The following is a 16,353-nucleotide window of genomic DNA, read 5'->3' as shown; positions in this document are numbered from 1 at the left end:
CGTAAATCTTCGAACGAATAGGTTTGTAGGTCTTGTCTTTAGACCTTTTTCCGGCCTAGTCTCCCGGCATCTGATCGAAAGGTGGCAGCGCATGTCTGCAAACCCTGTTTCACCGTCGGGAGTCGACGAGTCCTCAACCCAGCAGGCCCGGCTCAAGCCCGGGGCGATCGGCCTGGTCGGCGTCGTCTTCATGGTCGTCGCGTTCTCGGCGCCGACGACGGCGATGACCGGCAACCTGCCGGTCGCGGTCGGCTTCGGCAACGGCGTCGGAGCGCCCGCCGGGTTCATGATCGCCACCGTCGTGCTGACCATCTTCAGCGTCGGCTTCGTGGCCCTCGCCCGTCACATCACCGCCGCGGGCGCGTTCTACACGTTCGTGTCGCGCGGCTGGTCCCGCATCCCCGGCCTCGCCGCCGGCGTCATGTCGATGTTCACCTACATGACGATGGAGGCCGGCCTGATCGGCATCTTCTCCGTGTTCGCCGACCAGGCGTTCTCCGTCCAGCTCGGCGTCGACCTCGGGTGGCAGCCGTACGCCGTCGCGGCGGCTGTTGCGATCGCCGTCCTGTCGCACTTCGACATCTCGGTCGCGGCCAAGGTGCTGGGCCTGGTCCTGGTGCTCGAGATCGCGGTGCTCGCCGGCACCGCGTTCACGGTGCTGTTCCAGGGCGGCGGTCCCGACGGCATCATCTGGGACTCGGTCAACCCGCTGAGCGCGCTGAGCACCAACGACGTCGCCGGCGGTGTGGTCGGCCTCGGTCTCCTCATGGCCTTCTGGTCGTGGGTCGGCTTCGAGTCGACGGCCATCTACGGCGAGGAGTCCAAGGACCCCAAGCGGATCGTTCCGCAGGCCACGCTGATCGCCGTGATCGGCATCGGCGTCTTCTACACCTTCATCTCCTGGATGACGGTCAGCGCCAACGGCGCCGAGAAGTCGGTCGAGCTGGCCTCCGGACCGGCTCCCTTCGACCTCCTCTACGCGCCCACGCGGGAGTACGTCGGCGGCTGGGCGGTGACCGCCTTCGAGTGGCTGGTCGTCTTCGGCTCGTTCGCCTGCGCGCTCGCGATCCACAACTCCGCGGCGCGCTACCTCTTCGCGTTCGGTCGGGACCGGCTGCTGTGGCACCGGATGGGCGAGGCACACCCGCGGCACGCGTCGCCGTGGGTCGCCTCGCTCGTGCAGACCGGCTTCGCGGTCGTGCTGCTCGCGGTCTGCTGGGCCACCGACGCCGACCCCTACGCCACCCTGTTCGTGCTGGTCGCGATCCTGGCGACGATCTGCCTGCTCATCGTGCAGACCCTCTGCTCGGTCTCGACGATCGTCTACTTCCACGTCAAGCGGGAGCACCCCGAGACGGCGCACTGGTGGCGGACGCTGACCGCTCCGATCATCGGCGGACTCGGCATGCTGTTCGTGACCTACCTGATGCTGTCGAACATGAAGGCCGCGGCGGGTGCCGCCTCCGACACGCTGTTCTTCAAGCTCATCCCCTGGATCGTGGTCGGCCTCCTCGTGGGCTCGATGGCCGTCGCGGCGTACCTGCGCTCGAACCGGCCGCAGCTCTACGGCCGGATCGGCAGCACGGTCTTCGACGAGGTCCACGACACCGTCGTCTGAGCCCGATCCGCGGATCCGGGCCGGGCGGGCACCGTTCGCGAGCGAAGGAGGAGAGCGTGCCGGAGACCGAGAGCCAGCGCGTCCTGGTGACGGGTGGCAGTCAGGGCATCGGCGTGGGCATCGCCCGCTCGTTCGCCGCGACCGGGGCCCGGGTGGTCGTGAGCGGTCGGAGCCGCGAGCGCCTGGCCGGCGCCCGGGAGCGCCTTGCCCGCGACGGCGTGACGATCGACGTCCTGGTCGCCGACGTCGCCGGCCGGGCGGGCTGTCACCGGATGGTCGCCGAGGCCGCGGACCTGCTCGGCGGGCTCGACGTGCTCTGCGCCAACGCGGGCGTCTATCCGGAGCAGCGCATCGAGGACCTGACCGAGGAGGCCGTGGACGAGGTGCTCGCCACCAACCTCAAGGGCACGATCTTCGCGGTGCAGGCGGCGGTGCCGCACCTGGCCGCGTCGGGTCGCGGGCGGGTGGTCGTGACGACGTCGATCACCGGGCCGACCACGGGCTATCCCGGCCTCGCCGTCTACGCCGCGAGCAAGGCGGGCCAGCTGGGCTTCGTGCGGACGGCGGCCCTGGAGCTCGCGCCCCTCGGGATCACCGTCAACGCGGTCAGTCCCGGCGCGGTCCGCACCGAGGGCCTCGCCGGTCTGGGTGCCGAGGCGATCGCGGCGATGACCCGGGTGATCCCGGCGGGCCGGCTCGGCGAGCCCGACGACATCGGCGCGGCCGCGGTGTACCTGGCGGGGCCGGGAGCGGCGTTCGTGACCGGGCAGGAGCTGGTCGTCGACGGGGGCCAGGTCCTCCCGGAGCACCCGGACGCCGTCAGCGCTTGAGCCAGGCCTCGAGCGTGTGCCGGGTGTCGTTGATGTGCGCGGCCATGGTGCTCGCGGCCAGGTCGCCGTCGCCGTCGGCGATCGCGTCGAGGATGTCCTCGTGGCGGTCGTTGGCGTTCTCCTCCAGCCGGCCGAAGATCGCGCCGACGGGCGCCCACATCCGACGGCGGGCGTCGGCCACCGAGTCGTAGAGGGCGGGGTTGCGCGCCACGCGCGCGATGCCCATGTGGAACGCGGTGTCGAGCGTCTGGAACTCGATCACCTTGTGCGGCGTCTGGTCCTCCAGGGAGGCGGTGAGGGCGGCGTCCATCTGGGTGAGCAGCGAGCGCAGCTCGGCCAGCTCCTTGGCGCGGCGTCGCTCGGCGGCGAGCCGGGAGGCCGCCCCCTCGACGATGACGCGGAAGTCGAAGGCGTCGCGCACCGCCGCCTTGTTGGCCTTCATGATGCGTCGCGTCTCCGCGGCGTCGTAGGTCGGCGCCTGCACGATGAAGCCGCCGCCGCGGCCGCGGCGGACGACGATGAGCCCCTCGCGCTCCAGCACGGCGACGGCCGCGCGGACGACGGTGCGGGACACGTCGAGCATCTCGGCGAGGTCGCGCTCCGAGGGCAGCCGGTCACCGGGGCGGAACTGGCCGCTCTCCATCGAGCGGCGCATCTGGTCGAGGACCAGCTCGTGCGCGGCGATCTGCCGCACGGGCGTCAGGCCGAGCGATTCCGGGTCCATGGGGTGCCGTCCTCCTTCCTGGAGCCCGCGATGAGAGCACTCCGAGACCGCACAGGCTAGCGGACCGCGCCGGTCGAAAGCCCGATTGTCTGAGCCAATCAATCGGTGAGGCCCGTGAGCGGCAGGTCCGAAATAAAAGTCCTAAAGACTTGACCTTTAGTTCGAATGGCCCACAAACTGGACCCATCTTGTTCGCCCGTCCGGAAGGGACCCGTTCGTGAGTCGCAAAGTGATCGTCACCGGCGGTGCCGGTGTCATCGGCCAGGCCATCTGCCGTCGTCTCGTCGAGGGCGGCTTCGAGCCGGTCGCGGCCGACCTCCAGGACGCGGTCGGCGCGCTGGACCCCGACGACCCGGCGCTCGCCGGGACGACGTCCGTCGTGATGGACGTGACCGACCGGGCCAGCGTCGAGCAGGCCGTCGCGGCGGCGGTCGCCCCGGGCGAGACGCTCCGCGGCGTCGTCAACTGCGCCGGGATCCTGCGGGACTCGTTCCTCGGGGAGCTCGACGAGGCCAAGCTCGAGCTGATGTTCCAGGTGAACATCGCGGGCATGGCGCGGGTCACCGACGTGTGCGCACCGCTGCTCACCGACGGCAGCGCCATCGTCAACGTCGGCAGCCTCACCGGTCACTTCGGGCGGTTCCGCGGTGCCTCCGTCTACGGCGCCACCAAGGCCGGCATCGCGGCCTACACCCGCTACACGGCCGAGGAGCTCGCCGGGCGCGGCATCCGCGTCAACAACGTGGCGCCGGGCGTGATCCGGGCGCCGATGAGCCCGTCGATGGCCCGGGTCTCCGGCGGCGAGGAGGTGTCCGCGTCGTACGCCATGCTCAAGCGGATCGGTGAGCCGCACGAGGTCGCCGAGGCGGTGGAGTTCCTGCTCTCCGACCGGGCCTCCTTCATCACCGCGCAGACCCTGCTCGTCGACGGCGGGGTCGTCGCATGGTGACCACGAGCGGGCTCGCGACCAGCGCCGTGGTCGACGTCGACGCCGCCAACGCCGAGGCCTTCGACCGGCTCACCGCGGCGGACCCGTGGGTCGTCGACGTCCGCCCGGCCCGCGACGTGATCCCCGGCTACACCGACGACCTCGTGCTCACGTCCGGGGCGCCCATGGCCTGGTCGGAGTACACCGGCGGCCAGCGCGAGGCGCTGGTCGGCGGCGCCCTCTTCGAGGGGCTCGCCGCCACCCGGGAGGAGGCGATCGCCGGCTTCGAGAGCGGTGCGATCCGGGTCGGCGCCTGCCACGACTACGGCGCGGTCGGCTCGCTGGCGGGCATCTACACCGCCTCGATGCCGGTCTTCGTGGTCGAGAACCGGACCCACGGCAACGTCGGGTTCTGCAACTTCTACGAGGGCAAGGAGCCGCGCCGGCTCAACTACGGCTGCTACGACGAGGGCGTCCACGAGCGACTCCTGCACGTCAACGAGGTGCTGGCGCCGGTCGTCGGCGAGGCGATCCGCCGACAGGGCGGCATCGCTCTCAAGCCGCTCATCGCCCGGGCGCTGCGGATGGGCGACGAGGTGCACAGCCGCAACGCGGCGGCGTCCGTGCTGTTCAACCGCGAGATCCTGCCGGCCGTCCTCGACATGATCGAGGAGGGGCTGCCGCACGTCCGCGAGACGATGCTGCACCTCGCCGAGAACGACTACTTCTTCCTGCGCCTGTCGATGGCGGCCTCCAAGGCCAGCGCCGACGCGATGAAGGACGTCGCCGGCTCCACGCTGGTCTCGGCGATGGCGTTCAGCTGCCGTGGCTTCGCGATCAAGGTCGCCGGGCTCGGCGACCAGTGGTTCGAGGGCCCGCCGCCGATCCACCAGGGCAAGCTCTTCGCCGGGCACACCGAGGACGAGATCACCTGGATGGGCGGCGAGTCACCGATCACCGAGACGGTGGGTCTCGGCGGCTTCGCCCAGGCCTGCGCGCTGTCGCTGCAGGACTACCAGGGCGGCTCGCCCGAGGTGATGATCGAGCGCAACAAGGAGATGTACGAGATCACGCACGGGGAGAACCCCGACTACCGGATCCCGCTCTTCTCCTTCCGGGGCACCCCGACGGCGGTCGACGTCCGCAAGGTCCTCGCCACCGACATCCTGCCCGTGATGGACGTCGGCCTGGCCGGACGCGACGGCGGCCAGATCGGAGCGGGCGTGATCCGCGCGCCGCGGGCCTGCTTCGAGGCGGCCCAGGCGGCGCATGCCGACCGGTATGGCCGAGACTGAGCCATGCCCGACTCCCTGCCCGAGAACCCGCGCGCGACCAGCCTGACCTACGCGGGCGAGGTCGCGGTCGTGACCGGCGCCGCCGGCGGGATCGGCGCGGCCACCGCGGCGCTCCTGCTCGACGCCGGGCTCACCGTGCTGTGCCTGGACCGGATCGCCCCGGCGGCCGACGGCGGGCACGACGGCCGCCGGCGCTGTGCCGCGGTCGACGTGACCGACGCCGACGGCCTCGGCGCCACGCTCGACGGGCTGCGCGCGGACGTCCCGCTCTCGTACGTCGTCAACTGCGCCGGCATCCTCGACGAGACCGGTTTCTCGGGCGTCGGCGCCGAGAGCTGGCTGCGCACCCTGGACGTCAACCTCGTGGGTGCCTACCGCGTGCTCGACGCGGCCGGACCGCGGTTCGCCGAGGCCGGCGGCGCGGTCGTCAACGTCGGGTCGATCGAGGCGCACCGGGTGATCGCGCTGAGCAACCCCGACCCCAACCCGGCGTACGCGGCCTCCAAGGCCGGGCTCGCGATGCTCACCCGCACGGCGGGCCGGGCGCTGGCGGCCCGCGGAGTCCGGGTCAACACCGTCTCGCCGGGCTTCGTCGCGACCCCGATGGCCGCGGCCCACGGCACGGCGGCGGAGCTGCCGGCGGCCCTGGCGCCGCGGGTGCCGCTCGGCCGGTTCGCCCGCGCCGAGGAGGTCGCCGCGGCGATCGCCTTCCTGCTGGCCGACCAGGCGTCGTACGTGACGGGTGCGGACCTGCGCATCGACGGAGGGTTCGAGCTGACATGAGCGCGGAGACACCGACGATCCTGCCCGACCCGCTGGTCGCGGGCCCCGGTCCGGTCGCCGACGAGCCGTCGCTCGGCCGGGCGACCCGGACCGGCTCGTGGCAGGACCTGGGCGAGGGCACCTTCGCCGCGGCCGGCCGGGCCCTGGCCGCCGGTCGGGGGGAGGAGGCCGCGCAGCTGCTCGAGGTGTCGGTCCTGGAGGCCGACGAGCTGCGCGACGTCTACGGACGCTGGCCCGCCACGACCGCGGCCTGGGTGCGGGCGCGCGGGATCGACCCGGCCGTGCTCGAGCGCGAGGAGACCCGGCTGCTCCGGCTCCTCGGCCAGGAGCCCGCGGACGGGATCGCCGAGCGCTGGGGCACCTACGTCGAGCGGGCCGAGCACGCCGCCCGGCTCTGTCGCGACGGTGGGACCGCCGCTGCCGCCGCGGTCGAGGACGCCCGCGCCTGCTGGCAGGGCATCCACGACGACGCCGTCGACCTGGTCTCCGGGATGGTCGACCTGGCGGTCCGGCTGGTCGGCGAGGACGCGCTGGGCGAGCTGTGGGACCACCTCATGGCCGACTGGTACGACGCCCACGAGCGCCGCTACGCGCTGGCGAGCCAACCCTGGGCGGAGTCGGCGCGGCAGCTCGCCGTCGCGGTCTTCGACGGCTTCCACGCCCACCTGACCGGCCCCGACCGCAGTGGTGCGGTCGAGGTGATCGAGGAGCCGGACCGGATCGGCTTCCGGTTCGCCCCGTGCGGCTCCGGCGGACGCTCGCTGGCCGCCGGCATCACCGGTGGCAGCCCGCGGGCGGCGGCGCCGTACGGCTTCGCGGTGACGACGCGGCCGCACGACTGGGCGTGGAACAAGGTGGGCGTCTGCTCCTACTGCGTGCACTGCTGCCAGCTCAACGAGGTGATGCCGATCGACCGGCTCGGCTACCCGACCCGGGTCATCGACGCGCCGACCTGGCCGGCCACCGAGGAGAACCCGACCTGCACCTGGTGGATCTACCGCGATCCCGCGCTGGTGCCGGACGCTGGCTACGAGCGGGTCGGCCGCAGTCCCCGGCGCCGCCCGCGCGCGGAAGGAGGGACGCGATGAGCGTCGCGCTCACCCAGCTGGAGGTGCCCGACTACGACCTCGGGCTCCGCGGCAAGCTGGTGCGCACCGAGAAGCTGGACGGCGAGGGGCTCGCGTTCTGCACGATCGTGCACGGGCTGTCGCTGACCGACGAGGTCACCGACACCCCGACCAGCAACGCGGCCAACGGCTATCCGGACGCCCGGGTCCGGGTCGATCCCGACACGGTCGTCGAGCTGCCCTGGCGCACCGGCTCCGTGACCGCGGCCATCGGCGACCTGGTCGACGCGGACGGCGTACCGATCGCGGCCTCGGCGCGAGGGCTGGTCGGCCGCCTGGCGGACCGGTACGCCGAGCTCGGCCTCGAGCCGGTGCTCGGCTTCGAGTACGAGCTGTGGATCGAGGACGCCGCGACGCGCTCCCCGCTCGGTCGCACCGAGAACGCCTACAGCCTGACCCGGCTGCGGGAGACCGAGGAGCTCGCGACGACCTTCGTCGACCGCATGGAGCACGTCGGGGCGCCGGTCGAGGCGTTCCACGCCGAGCTCGGGCCCGGGTTCTTCGAGTTCGCGCTCAAGCCGCAGCCCGCCCTGCGCGCGGCCGACGGGGCCGCCCGCGCCCGCCAGTACTTCCGCGACCTGTGCGCCGACCGCGGCCTGCGGGCCACCTTCATGGCCAAGCCGTACGGCGACCGCTCGGGTGCCGGCGGCCACGTCCACTCCAGCCTGGCCCGGGACGGCCAGAACGTCTTCGCCGAGCGCCCCGGCGAGGCCTCGCCGCTCGCGGAGCGCTACCTGGCCGGACTGCTGGCCACGATGGGCGACCTGTCGGCCCTGGTGCTCCCGTTCGTCAACTCCTACAAGCGTCTCGACAAGGAGATGTTCGTGGCCGAGTCGGCGACATGGGGCCCGGACGACCGGAGCACCGCGCTGCGGGTCCTGCTCGACTCGGTGCCGGGCGCGCGGGTCGAGCACCGGCGCCCCGGCGCGGACGCCAGCCCCTACCTGGTCGCGGCGGCGCTGCTCGGCGGCGGACTGGTCGGGATCGACGAGGGGCTCACGCTCCCGCCGCCCGGACCGCGCCCGGACGCCGAGCCGCTGCCGGCCGACCTCCGGACCGCCGCCGACCGGCTCGAGGCGTCATACCACGCCAAGACGGTCCTCGGGGAGGACTTCGTCCGGGGCTATGTCGCCACCCGCCGCGACGAGGCCGCCCGCTACGAGCGGTGGCTGCGGACGACCATCACCGACTGGGAACTTCGACGCTACGGAGAGCACCTGTGAACCAACCCGCTGGCCCGATCGTGGACCTCGACACCTTCGAGGACCTCGCCCGCCGGGGCGAGGTCGACACCGTCATCTGCGCCGCTCCGGACCCGTACGGCAGGCTGGTCGGCAAGCGGCTGACGATCGACGCGTTCCGCACGCTGTGCCTGCAGGGGCAGGGCGTCAACGCGAGCAGCTTCGTCTTCGCCGTCGACCTCGAGATGAACCCCCTCGACCTCCCGGTGTCCAACGCCGAGAACGGCTGGGTGGACATCCGGCTGGTGCCCGACCTCGCGACCCTGCGGCGGGTGCCGTGGGAGCCGCACGCCCTCCTGGTGATCTGCGACGCCTACGAGGGCGACGCCGACGTGCTGCTGCCCGTGGCGCCGCGCACGATCCTCAAGCACCAGCTGGCCCGGGCCCGGGAGCACGGGCTGGCCTTCCAGTTCGCCTCGGAGCTGGAGTTCTTCGTCGCCGCGGTCTCGCCGGCCGAGGCCTGGCAGGCCGAGTACCGCAACCTGCGGATGCTGTCGGACTACCGCTCGGACTACCAGGTCGTGCAGGGCGGGCGGGACGAATGGTTCGTGCACCGGATCCGGCAGGACATGCCGAGGTTCGGCGTGCCCGTCGAGTCCTCCAAGCCCGAGTGGGGCTTGGGGCAGCAGGAGATCACGCTCGACTACTGCGCGGCGCTGGAGATGGCCGACCGCCACGTGCTCTTCAAGCACGGCATCAAGGAGCTGGCGCACCGTTCGGACCTGACGGTGACCTTCATGGCGAAGCCGAAGATCGACGAGGTCGGCTCGTCGTGCCACCTGCACGTGAGCATGTGGGACGCCGAGGACGGCTCGCCGCTGTGCTGGTCGGAGGAGACCGGCGGCATGTCGCCGCGCTTCGGCTCCTTCGTCGCCGGGCAGCTGGCGCACGCCGTCGAGCTCGGCCTGCTGTTCGCGCCCACGGTCAACTCCTACAAGCGCTTCCAGCCCGACCAGTTCGCCGGGACCGCGATCGCGGTCGGGCACGACAACCGCTCGTGCGCCTTCCGGCTGGTGGGCCGCGGGGCGTCGTACCGGGTGGAGAACCGGATCCCCGGCGCGGACGTCAACCCCTACTACGCCTTCAGCGCCACCATCGCCGCGGGCCTGGCCGGGATCGAGGCCGGGGACCCGACCCCGCCGGTGTTCGCCGGCAACGCCTGGGGGAACCGGTCGGTCGAGACGATGACCTCGTCGCTGCACGACTCGGTCGAGCGGTTCTCGCACTCCAAGCTCGCCCGGTCCGCCTTCGGCGACGAGGTGTTCGAGCACCTGCACGCCTCGGCGGCCGCCGAGCTCGCCTCCTTCGAGTCCGGTGCCGTCACCGACTGGGAGGTCAAGCGCTACTACGAGCGCGTCTGAGCCGCGCCCGCCCCGCCCGCCCCACCGACACGACACGACACCGACGATCGGAGCCGTCATGCCCCAGCCGCTGCACCCCCTCGCCCAGAAGCTCATCGACGACGCCCACGCCTCGCCCCGGCCGAACGCACACCTGTTGCCGGTCGCGGAGGCGCGGGCGAACTTCGACGCCGACCTGGGCGGCCTCGCCAAGCCGCCGGTCGCCCGGGTGGTCGACGTCGTCGTCCCGACCCGCGACGGCGCGGAGCTCCCGGCTCGGCTGTTCGTGCCGGAGGGCACGGGCGACCTGCCGTTGACCGTCTACTTCCACGGGGGCGGCTGGCTGCTGGGCAGCATCGAGTCGCACGAGACGACGACCCGCCTGCTGGCGCTCGCCTCCGGCGCGGCGGTCCTCAGCGTGGGCTACCGGCGCGGACCGGAGTCCCGCTTCCCGACGGCGGCCGAGGACGCGTACGACGCCGTGGTCTGGGCGGCCGAGCCGGGTCGCCTGGCCGGGGTCGACGCGTCGCGGGTCGCCGTCGCGGGCGACAGCGCCGGAGGCAACCTGGCGGCCGCCACCGCGGTCGCGCTGCGGGAGTCCGGCGCCGTCGCGCTGCGTCACCAGCTGCTCGTCTACCCGGTCACCACCTGCGACCTGAGCATCGGCTTCGACGCCGACTACGAGGGCATCATGCTCTACCGCGACGAGCTGCAATGGCACCAGGACAACTACCTCGCCTCGCCCGCCGACGCGACCGACCCGCGGGTCTCCGTCCTCGACGCCGAGCTCGCCGGCCTGCCCGAGGCGACGGTGATCCTCGCCGAGTGCGACCCGATCCGCCCCCAGGGCGCGCTGTTCGCCAAGGCACTGGCCGACGCGGGCGTCCCGGTCGAGGTGTGCGAGACGCCGGGCATGATCCACGGCTTCTTCGGCCTCGAGGAGCTCTTCCCGACGGCGGTCGACTCGATGCGCTTCGCCGGCGAGCGGCTCGCGGCGGCGTTCTCGCGGGACGGCTCCTGATGTCCGCCGCCGGCCGCACCGCGCTCGTCACGGGGGCGGGCGGCGGGATCGGGGCGGCGATCGTCCGCCGCCTGGTCGCCGACGGGATGCGGGTGCGCGCCACCGACGTGCGTCCCGCCGGCGACGTGGACCTGCCGACGGGCGCGGAGTACGTCCCCTTCGACCTGCTGTCCGGCGACCCCCGGGAGTTGCTGGCCGGCTGGGACAGCCTCGACCACCTCGTCAACGCGGCGGGCGTCGCCCTCTTCGACGACGACGGCTCGTTCCTCGAGACCTCCGAGCAGGTCTGGGAGACGACGCTCGGCGTCAACCTCCATGCCCTGCGCCGCCTCACCGCCGCCGCGGTCCCCCTCGTGCGCAACGGCCAGGGCCGCAGCATCGTGCACGTGGCCAGCACCGCCGGCGTACGCGGCATGGACTCACCCCTCGACGCCTACCAGGTGAGCAAGGCCGCGGTCGTCTCGCTCTCACGGTCGCTGGCGCTGCAGCTGGGCCCCGAGGGCATCCGCTGCAACACGGTGTGTCCGGGAGCGGTGCTCACCCCGATGATCGACTTCCTCTACGAGCGGGCGCCCGAGCGCCGCCTCGACATGGAGAGCCGCACGCCGCTGCGTCGGCTCGGGCTGCCGGAGGACATCTCCGGCGCCGTGGCCTTCCTGCTCTCCGACGACGCCGCGTTCGTCACCGCGACCGACCTGGTCGTGGACGGCGGCTGGACGGCGCAGATCAAGTAGCGCGGGCCGCCCGCGCGGCGTGACGGACGTCGCTCCGGCGACGCCGGGCGCTCCTTGACAGTCCCACAAAAGACCTAAACAATAGACCAATAAGCCTTTGGATGGCTTGGCACGGAGGAGACAGCGGTGAACTCAGCAGCACCCGCGCACCCGGCACCTGAGCACCGGGTCGCGATCATCGGGGCCGGCTTCAGCGGCATCGCCGCCGCCGTCGCGCTGAGCCGGCGCGGCATCGACTACGTCGTCTTCGAGTCGGCCGAGGGCATCGGCGGCACCTGGTGGAAGAACCGGTACCCGGGCGCCGAGGTCGACCTGGAGTCACACGTCTACTCCTTCTCCTTCGAGCGCAGCGACTGGACCCGCACCCACGCGGGCTGGCAGGAGCTGCAGCGCTACCTCGAGCGCACGGCGGACAAGTGGGGCGTGACCCCGCACGTGCGGCTCGACACGAAGGTCGACGAGGTCCGCTGGGACGAGGCGTCCGCCACCCACACGCTGCGCACCGCCGACGGCGTCGAGCACGGCCCCTTCGTCGCGGTCATCAGTGCCGTGGGCTTCCTCAACATCCCCGCGGTGCCGCCGTTCGCCCGCGGCGAGACGGCCTTCGAGGGCGACCTCTGCCACACCTCGACCTGGCCCGAGGGCCTGAGCATGGCGGGGCGCTCGGTCGCCGTGGTCGGCACCGGGAGCTCGGCGGTCCAGATCATCCAGGAGGCCGCCCGCGCGGCCCGCGAGGTGAAGATCTTCCAGCTCGAGCCCAACTGGCTGCTGCCCAAGAACGCCCGGGCCTTCACGCCGTGCGAACGCCGCCTCAACCGGCTCGCGCCCGTCTACGCCTGGCGTCGGCTGCGCCTCTACCTCGACTACGACCTGCGGCAGTTCCGCTCCGGCCACGCCCGCATCGGCGGGCGGTCCAACACCCGGCGCAAGCAGGCCTCCCTCGAGTTCCTGCACACCTCGCTGGCCGGCCACCCCGAGCTCATCGAGCACGCGACGCCGAACTTCCCGTTCGAGGCCCGGCGTACCGTCATCAGCGACACCTACTACCCGGCCCTGTTGGACCCGAAGGTCACCCTGGTCCCGCACGGCGTCAAGGAGCTGACCCGCACCGGCGTCGTCGACGCCAACGGCGACGAGCACGACCTCGACCTCGTCGTGCTGGCGACCGGCTTCGACGCGGCCAACTACCTCGGCAACTTCCGGGTCTACGGCGAGGGCGGCCGCTCCCTGCACGACCAGTGGCAGGGTGAGCCCGAGGCGTTCCTCGGCCTCATGGTCCCCGGGTTCCCGAACTTCTTCATGATGTACGGCCCCAACACCAACTCCATCCCCCTCGTCCACTTCTACGAGGCGCAGGCGGCCTTCGCGGCCAGCCTGATCGCCCGGCTCGGGGGCGAGCGTCGCCGGATCCGCGTGCGCGAGGACGCCATGCGCCGGTTCAACACCTGGCTCCAGCGCCGGCTGCGCCGCACCGTGTGGGCCGCGACGGACAACTACTTCCAGGCGGGCAGCGGCAAGATCGTGTCGCAGTGGCCGGAGGGGCCCACCGCCTACATCCTCGCCACGCGGCTGCTGCGGCGGTGGGCGGTGCGGATCGACTAACACACAGGGCGCCGACCGACGGTCGGGGTGCTCATCTAGGTTGGGTGGCGTGGCCGCCGTCTTGACCGAGGAGTCGCTGCTCGCCGCCGCCGGCTCGACGAGCTTCCGGCGCGGTGAGGAGTACGTCGGCTACGTCCGCGGTCTGCGCGTGGTCGGTTCGGGGGCCACGGCGACCATCCAGGCCCGCCGGGTCTACCTCGTGGAGATCGCCTGGGACGACGGTGACGTGCACGGGACCTGCACCTGCCCGCACCGCTCCAAGGGTCACTTCTGCAAGCACTTGGTGGCCGTGGGCCTCGCGGTCGTCGACAGCCGACCGAGTGACGGGCGAGCCGACGAGAAGGGGCCCGCCGAAGCGGAGGACGAGGTGGCGACGGTGGTCGCCACCATGTCCGTCGACGATCTGAGGGCCATCGTTCTGGATGTCGCGGCGCGCGACGACGCTGTCCGCCGGTCGTTGCTCCTGAGGCGCCCGGACGAGAACGCCGTGGCCGAGTTGGTGAAGGGCGTGCGGGATGCACTGGCGACCCGTGGCTTCATCGACTACCGCCGGTCCTTCGAGCTCGCGGCAGCCGCGGAGGAGATCCTCGACGAGCTCGAGGAGCATCTCGATCGAGGTGCGGCGGACGCGGTGGCCCCGGCGCTGCAGAAGGCCACCGTGCGGCTACAGAGGCTCGCCGGCCAGGCCGACGACTCCGGCGGCGTGATCGGTGATGCCTGCCAGCGCGCGGTCAGCCTCTACGCCCGCTCGTGCCGGGAGGGTGCGCCGGACCGCACGAGGCTGGCGAGATGGCTGGTGAAGTTCCGCGGCGAGTCGCCCGGCTGGCCGCGGGTAGTGCTCGACGACTTCGTCGCGGCATTCGACGAGAAGGCGTTGACCGAGTATCGGCGCGGCATCGAGTCGTTGGCTCGGCAGCGCGCTGATGCCGATGCGTGGGCCAGACGCGAGGTCGTCGAGATGCTGGTCGAGCTCGCCGACCACGACGGCGACGTCGATGCGGCGATAACGCTGCTCGCCGGTGGCGAGCGGGTCGACCATGCCGGGATCGTCGAGCGCCTCCGCGCCGCCGGCCGCGTCGAGGAGATGCTCCAGTGGCTCGATCGCGCGGTCGCGGCCGGCAAGGTGCGCGGTCATGGCCCGAGCGGGATGCACGGTCTCCTTCCGTATGACGTCGCGCAGGTCTATCGCTCGGTCGACCGGATCGAGGATGCGCTCGATGTGCTGCGCGCCGAGTTCGCCCGCGAGCCCGGCATCGGGACCTTCCGGCTGCTCACCGGGTTCGCCGACGAGGTGGGTCGACGGGATGCGGAGCGGGACTGGGCGCTCGCAACCGCACGCGCCCACGCCACGACGCCGTACCGCAACGGAGCAGCCCTGATCGAGATCGCGATCGCCGAGGACGATCTCGACCTGGCCTGGCAGGCCGAGCGGGAGTTCGGCGCGGGCTACAGCTGGGAGCCGCTGGTCGGGGCCAGCGCCGACTCGCGGCCTCTCGATGCTGCTCGTCTCCTGCGCAGTCACGTCGACGAGGACCTCAGGCACGCCGACACCAAACGCTATCCGGTGATCGCCGAACGGCTGGTGCAGATGCGAGAGCTCCATGAGAAGGGCGGCGCAGTGGAGCCGTTCGTGGCCTATCTCGCCGTGATCCGGGAGTCCTACCGTCGTCGCCCGTCCTTGATGGCGGCTCTGGATCGGGCCGGGTTGACCTAGGTGTGATGCCCAGGCACGTTGGTCGAGATCGTGTGACGACACGCTCTGACCTGTAGATGGACGAAGGCCTCCCCGGTGTGGAGTGGAGCTGTCTAGGAACCGCTCCGCCACCGCAGGAGGCCTTCGTGTCACACGCTACCCACGCCAACGCAGCCCTGACCCCACGCGCCCGTCTCAGGCTCGCGCGCCTCATCGTCGACCACGGCTGGCCACCGGCCCGTGCTGCTGAGCGCTATGACGTCTCGTGGCGGACCGCGAAGAAGTGGGCCGACCGCTACCGCAACGAAGGCCCGGCCGGCATGCACGACCGGTCTTCGGCACCACACCATCAACCGAACCGGACGCCGGCACCGATGGTCCGCAAGATCGTGCACCTGCGCTGGAAGCAGCGCCTCGGGCCGGTCGAGATCGCCGACCAGCTCGGCATGGCTTCCTCGACCGTGCACGCGGTCCTGGTCCGGTGCCGGATCAACCGGCTCTCCCATATCGACCGCGCCACCGGGGAGCCGATCCGCCGCTACGAACACGAGAAGCCAGGCGACCTGATCCACGTCGACGTCAAGAAGCTCGGCAAGATCCCCGACGGCGGCGGCTGGCGCTACGTCGGCCGCCAACAGGGCTACACAAACCGCTCAGCGACCGTTGAACGCACCGGCAAGCCGCGCAACAAGTGGCACAACCCGCTGATCGGCACCTGCTACCTGCACACCGTCATCGATGACCACTCCCGCGTCGCCTACGTCGAGGCCCGTGACGACGAGACCAAGGAGACCGCGACCGAGGTCCTCAAGAACGCGGTCGCCTGGTTCGCCGACCGCGGCGTCACCGTGCAGCGGGTGCTTAGCGACAACGGCAGCTGCTACAAGTCCCACCTCTGGCGCGACACCTGCGCCGACCTGGGCATCACGCCGAAGAAGACACGGCCCTACCGTCCCCAGACGAACGGGAAGATCGAGCGCTTCCACCGGACCCTGGCCGAAGGCTGGGCCTTCAAGAAGTTCTACAACTCCGAGTCAGCCCGGCTCGCGGCTCTGCCAGCATGGGTCCACGAGTACAACCACCACCGGCCCCACTCAGCAATCGGGAAGGCCGCGCCCATCACCAGGTTGGACAACCTGGCTGGGCATCACACCTAGGCCTTGACTATTCGAACATACGTTCGATAGGATGAGCGCATGACTTCTTCCGGAGCGCTCGACACGGCCACGGCTGTTGTCGAGCACGCCCGGGACCTCGCCGCCGGCGACTGGAACTCGCTGTCCGGACCCGACGCGGTCGCCGGCGTGGAGGCGATCACCACCGCACGAGCGCTCCTCGACGCGGCACTGCTGCGCGGCATCGCCCGACTCGACGCGACCGACGTCGTGCGCGAACTCGGATGGGCCTCGACCAAGGA

Annotated in this window: 15 protein-coding genes; 14 read left to right on the top strand and 1 reads right to left on the bottom strand. The window is 71.8% G+C overall.

Annotated elements, in window-relative coordinates:
* The first annotated feature begins 91 nt into the window (after positions 1-91).
* On the top strand, positions 92-1,618 hold the full coding sequence (locus ACPZVR_RS21560) for an APC family permease (RefSeq protein ID WP_436701745.1): 1,527 nt from the start codon (positions 92-94) through the stop codon (positions 1,616-1,618).
* Between the two features lie 56 nt (positions 1,619-1,674).
* On the top strand, positions 1,675-2,448 hold the full coding sequence (locus ACPZVR_RS21555; protein WP_436701744.1) for an SDR family oxidoreductase: 774 nt from the start codon (positions 1,675-1,677) through the stop codon (positions 2,446-2,448).
* Here the strand turns inward: ACPZVR_RS21555 and ACPZVR_RS21550 are convergent.
* On the bottom strand, positions 2,438-3,172 hold the full coding sequence (locus ACPZVR_RS21550) for a FadR/GntR family transcriptional regulator (RefSeq protein WP_436701743.1): 735 nt from the start codon (positions 3,170-3,172) through the stop codon (positions 2,438-2,440). The genes ACPZVR_RS21555 and ACPZVR_RS21550 overlap by 11 nt on opposite strands.
* Positions 3,173-3,389: 217 nt before the next feature.
* Between ACPZVR_RS21550 and ACPZVR_RS21545 the strand changes: the two genes are divergently transcribed.
* From ACPZVR_RS21545 to ACPZVR_RS21490, 12 genes are all read left to right on the top strand, one after another.
* Entirely contained in the window at positions 3,390-4,121 is a 732-nt protein-coding gene (locus ACPZVR_RS21545) for an SDR family NAD(P)-dependent oxidoreductase (RefSeq protein ID WP_436701742.1), read from the top strand.
* Positions 4,115-5,395, top strand: a complete 1,281-nt coding sequence (locus ACPZVR_RS21540; protein ID WP_436701741.1) for a YlbE family protein — start codon at positions 4,115-4,117, stop codon at positions 5,393-5,395. The genes ACPZVR_RS21545 and ACPZVR_RS21540 overlap by 7 nt, the downstream gene beginning before the upstream one ends.
* 3 nt (positions 5,396-5,398) lie before the next feature.
* Positions 5,399-6,178 (top strand): SDR family NAD(P)-dependent oxidoreductase, encoded by a 780-nt coding sequence (locus ACPZVR_RS21535; protein WP_436701740.1) that lies wholly within the window; start codon positions 5,399-5,401, stop codon positions 6,176-6,178.
* A complete protein-coding gene (locus tag ACPZVR_RS21530) occupies positions 6,175-7,266 on the top strand; it encodes a hypothetical protein (RefSeq protein WP_436701739.1) in 1,092 nt (363 codons plus the stop codon). The genes ACPZVR_RS21535 and ACPZVR_RS21530 overlap by 4 nt, the downstream gene beginning before the upstream one ends.
* The gene (locus ACPZVR_RS21525) at positions 7,263-8,528 is read left to right on the top strand and encodes a glutamine synthetase family protein (protein ID WP_436701738.1); all 1,266 of its coding nucleotides are present in this window, start codon (positions 7,263-7,265) and stop codon (positions 8,526-8,528) included. The genes ACPZVR_RS21530 and ACPZVR_RS21525 overlap by 4 nt, the downstream gene beginning before the upstream one ends.
* Positions 8,525-9,907: a glutamine synthetase family protein gene (locus ACPZVR_RS21520; protein ID WP_436701737.1), complete on the top strand. Its 1,383-nt coding sequence runs from the start codon at positions 8,525-8,527 to the stop codon at positions 9,905-9,907. Before ACPZVR_RS21525 ends, ACPZVR_RS21520 begins: the two co-directional genes overlap by 4 nt.
* A 58-nt stretch (positions 9,908-9,965) precedes the next feature.
* Positions 9,966-10,907 carry an alpha/beta hydrolase gene (locus ACPZVR_RS21515; RefSeq protein ID WP_436701736.1) on the top strand — a complete coding sequence of 314 codons (942 nt, stop codon included), beginning with the start codon at positions 9,966-9,968 and terminating at the stop codon, positions 10,905-10,907.
* A complete protein-coding gene (locus tag ACPZVR_RS21510; protein ID WP_436701735.1) occupies positions 10,907-11,641 on the top strand; it encodes an SDR family NAD(P)-dependent oxidoreductase in 735 nt (244 codons plus the stop codon). Before ACPZVR_RS21515 ends, ACPZVR_RS21510 begins: the two co-directional genes overlap by 1 nt.
* Positions 11,642-11,767: 126 nt before the next feature.
* The gene (locus ACPZVR_RS21505) at positions 11,768-13,243 is read left to right on the top strand and encodes a flavin-containing monooxygenase (protein ID WP_436701734.1); all 1,476 of its coding nucleotides are present in this window, start codon (positions 11,768-11,770) and stop codon (positions 13,241-13,243) included.
* Positions 13,244-13,532: 289 nt separating this feature from the next.
* A complete protein-coding gene (locus ACPZVR_RS21500) occupies positions 13,533-14,957 on the top strand; it encodes a DUF6880 family protein (RefSeq protein WP_436701733.1) in 1,425 nt (474 codons plus the stop codon).
* Positions 14,958-15,082: 125 nt separating this feature from the next.
* The gene (locus tag ACPZVR_RS21495) at positions 15,083-16,093 is read left to right on the top strand and encodes an IS481 family transposase (protein ID WP_436701732.1); all 1,011 of its coding nucleotides are present in this window, start codon (positions 15,083-15,085) and stop codon (positions 16,091-16,093) included.
* 39 nt (positions 16,094-16,132) lie between these two features.
* The coding region (locus ACPZVR_RS21490) for a hypothetical protein (protein WP_436701731.1) at positions 16,133-16,353 on the top strand (221 nt) is incomplete at its 3' end.

Source organism: Nocardioides segetis (assembly GCF_051390595.1).
In the GTDB taxonomy this organism is placed as follows: Bacteria; Actinomycetota; Actinomycetes; order Propionibacteriales; family Nocardioidaceae; genus Nocardioides.
This window is presented reverse-complemented; position numbering and strand designations above follow the sequence as displayed.

Bases quoted from the DNA above. Each gene is read 5' to 3' on its own strand.
- ACPZVR_RS21560 (WP_436701745.1), top strand. From the start codon at position 92: ATGTCTGCAAACCCTGTTTCACCGTCGGGAGTCGACGAGTCCTCAACC.
- ACPZVR_RS21550 (WP_436701743.1), bottom strand. From the start codon at position 3,172: ATGGACCCGGAATCGCTCGGCCTGACGCCCGTGCGGCAGATCGCCGCG.
- ACPZVR_RS21540 (WP_436701741.1), top strand. From the start codon at position 4,115: ATGGTGACCACGAGCGGGCTCGCGACCAGCGCCGTGGTCGACGTCGAC.
- ACPZVR_RS21535 (WP_436701740.1), top strand. From the start codon at position 5,399: ATGCCCGACTCCCTGCCCGAGAACCCGCGCGCGACCAGCCTGACCTAC.
- ACPZVR_RS21530 (WP_436701739.1), top strand. From the start codon at position 6,175: ATGAGCGCGGAGACACCGACGATCCTGCCCGACCCGCTGGTCGCGGGC.
- ACPZVR_RS21525 (WP_436701738.1), top strand. From the start codon at position 7,263: ATGAGCGTCGCGCTCACCCAGCTGGAGGTGCCCGACTACGACCTCGGG.
- ACPZVR_RS21515 (WP_436701736.1), top strand. From the start codon at position 9,966: ATGCCCCAGCCGCTGCACCCCCTCGCCCAGAAGCTCATCGACGACGCC.
- ACPZVR_RS21510 (WP_436701735.1), top strand. From the start codon at position 10,907: ATGTCCGCCGCCGGCCGCACCGCGCTCGTCACGGGGGCGGGCGGCGGG.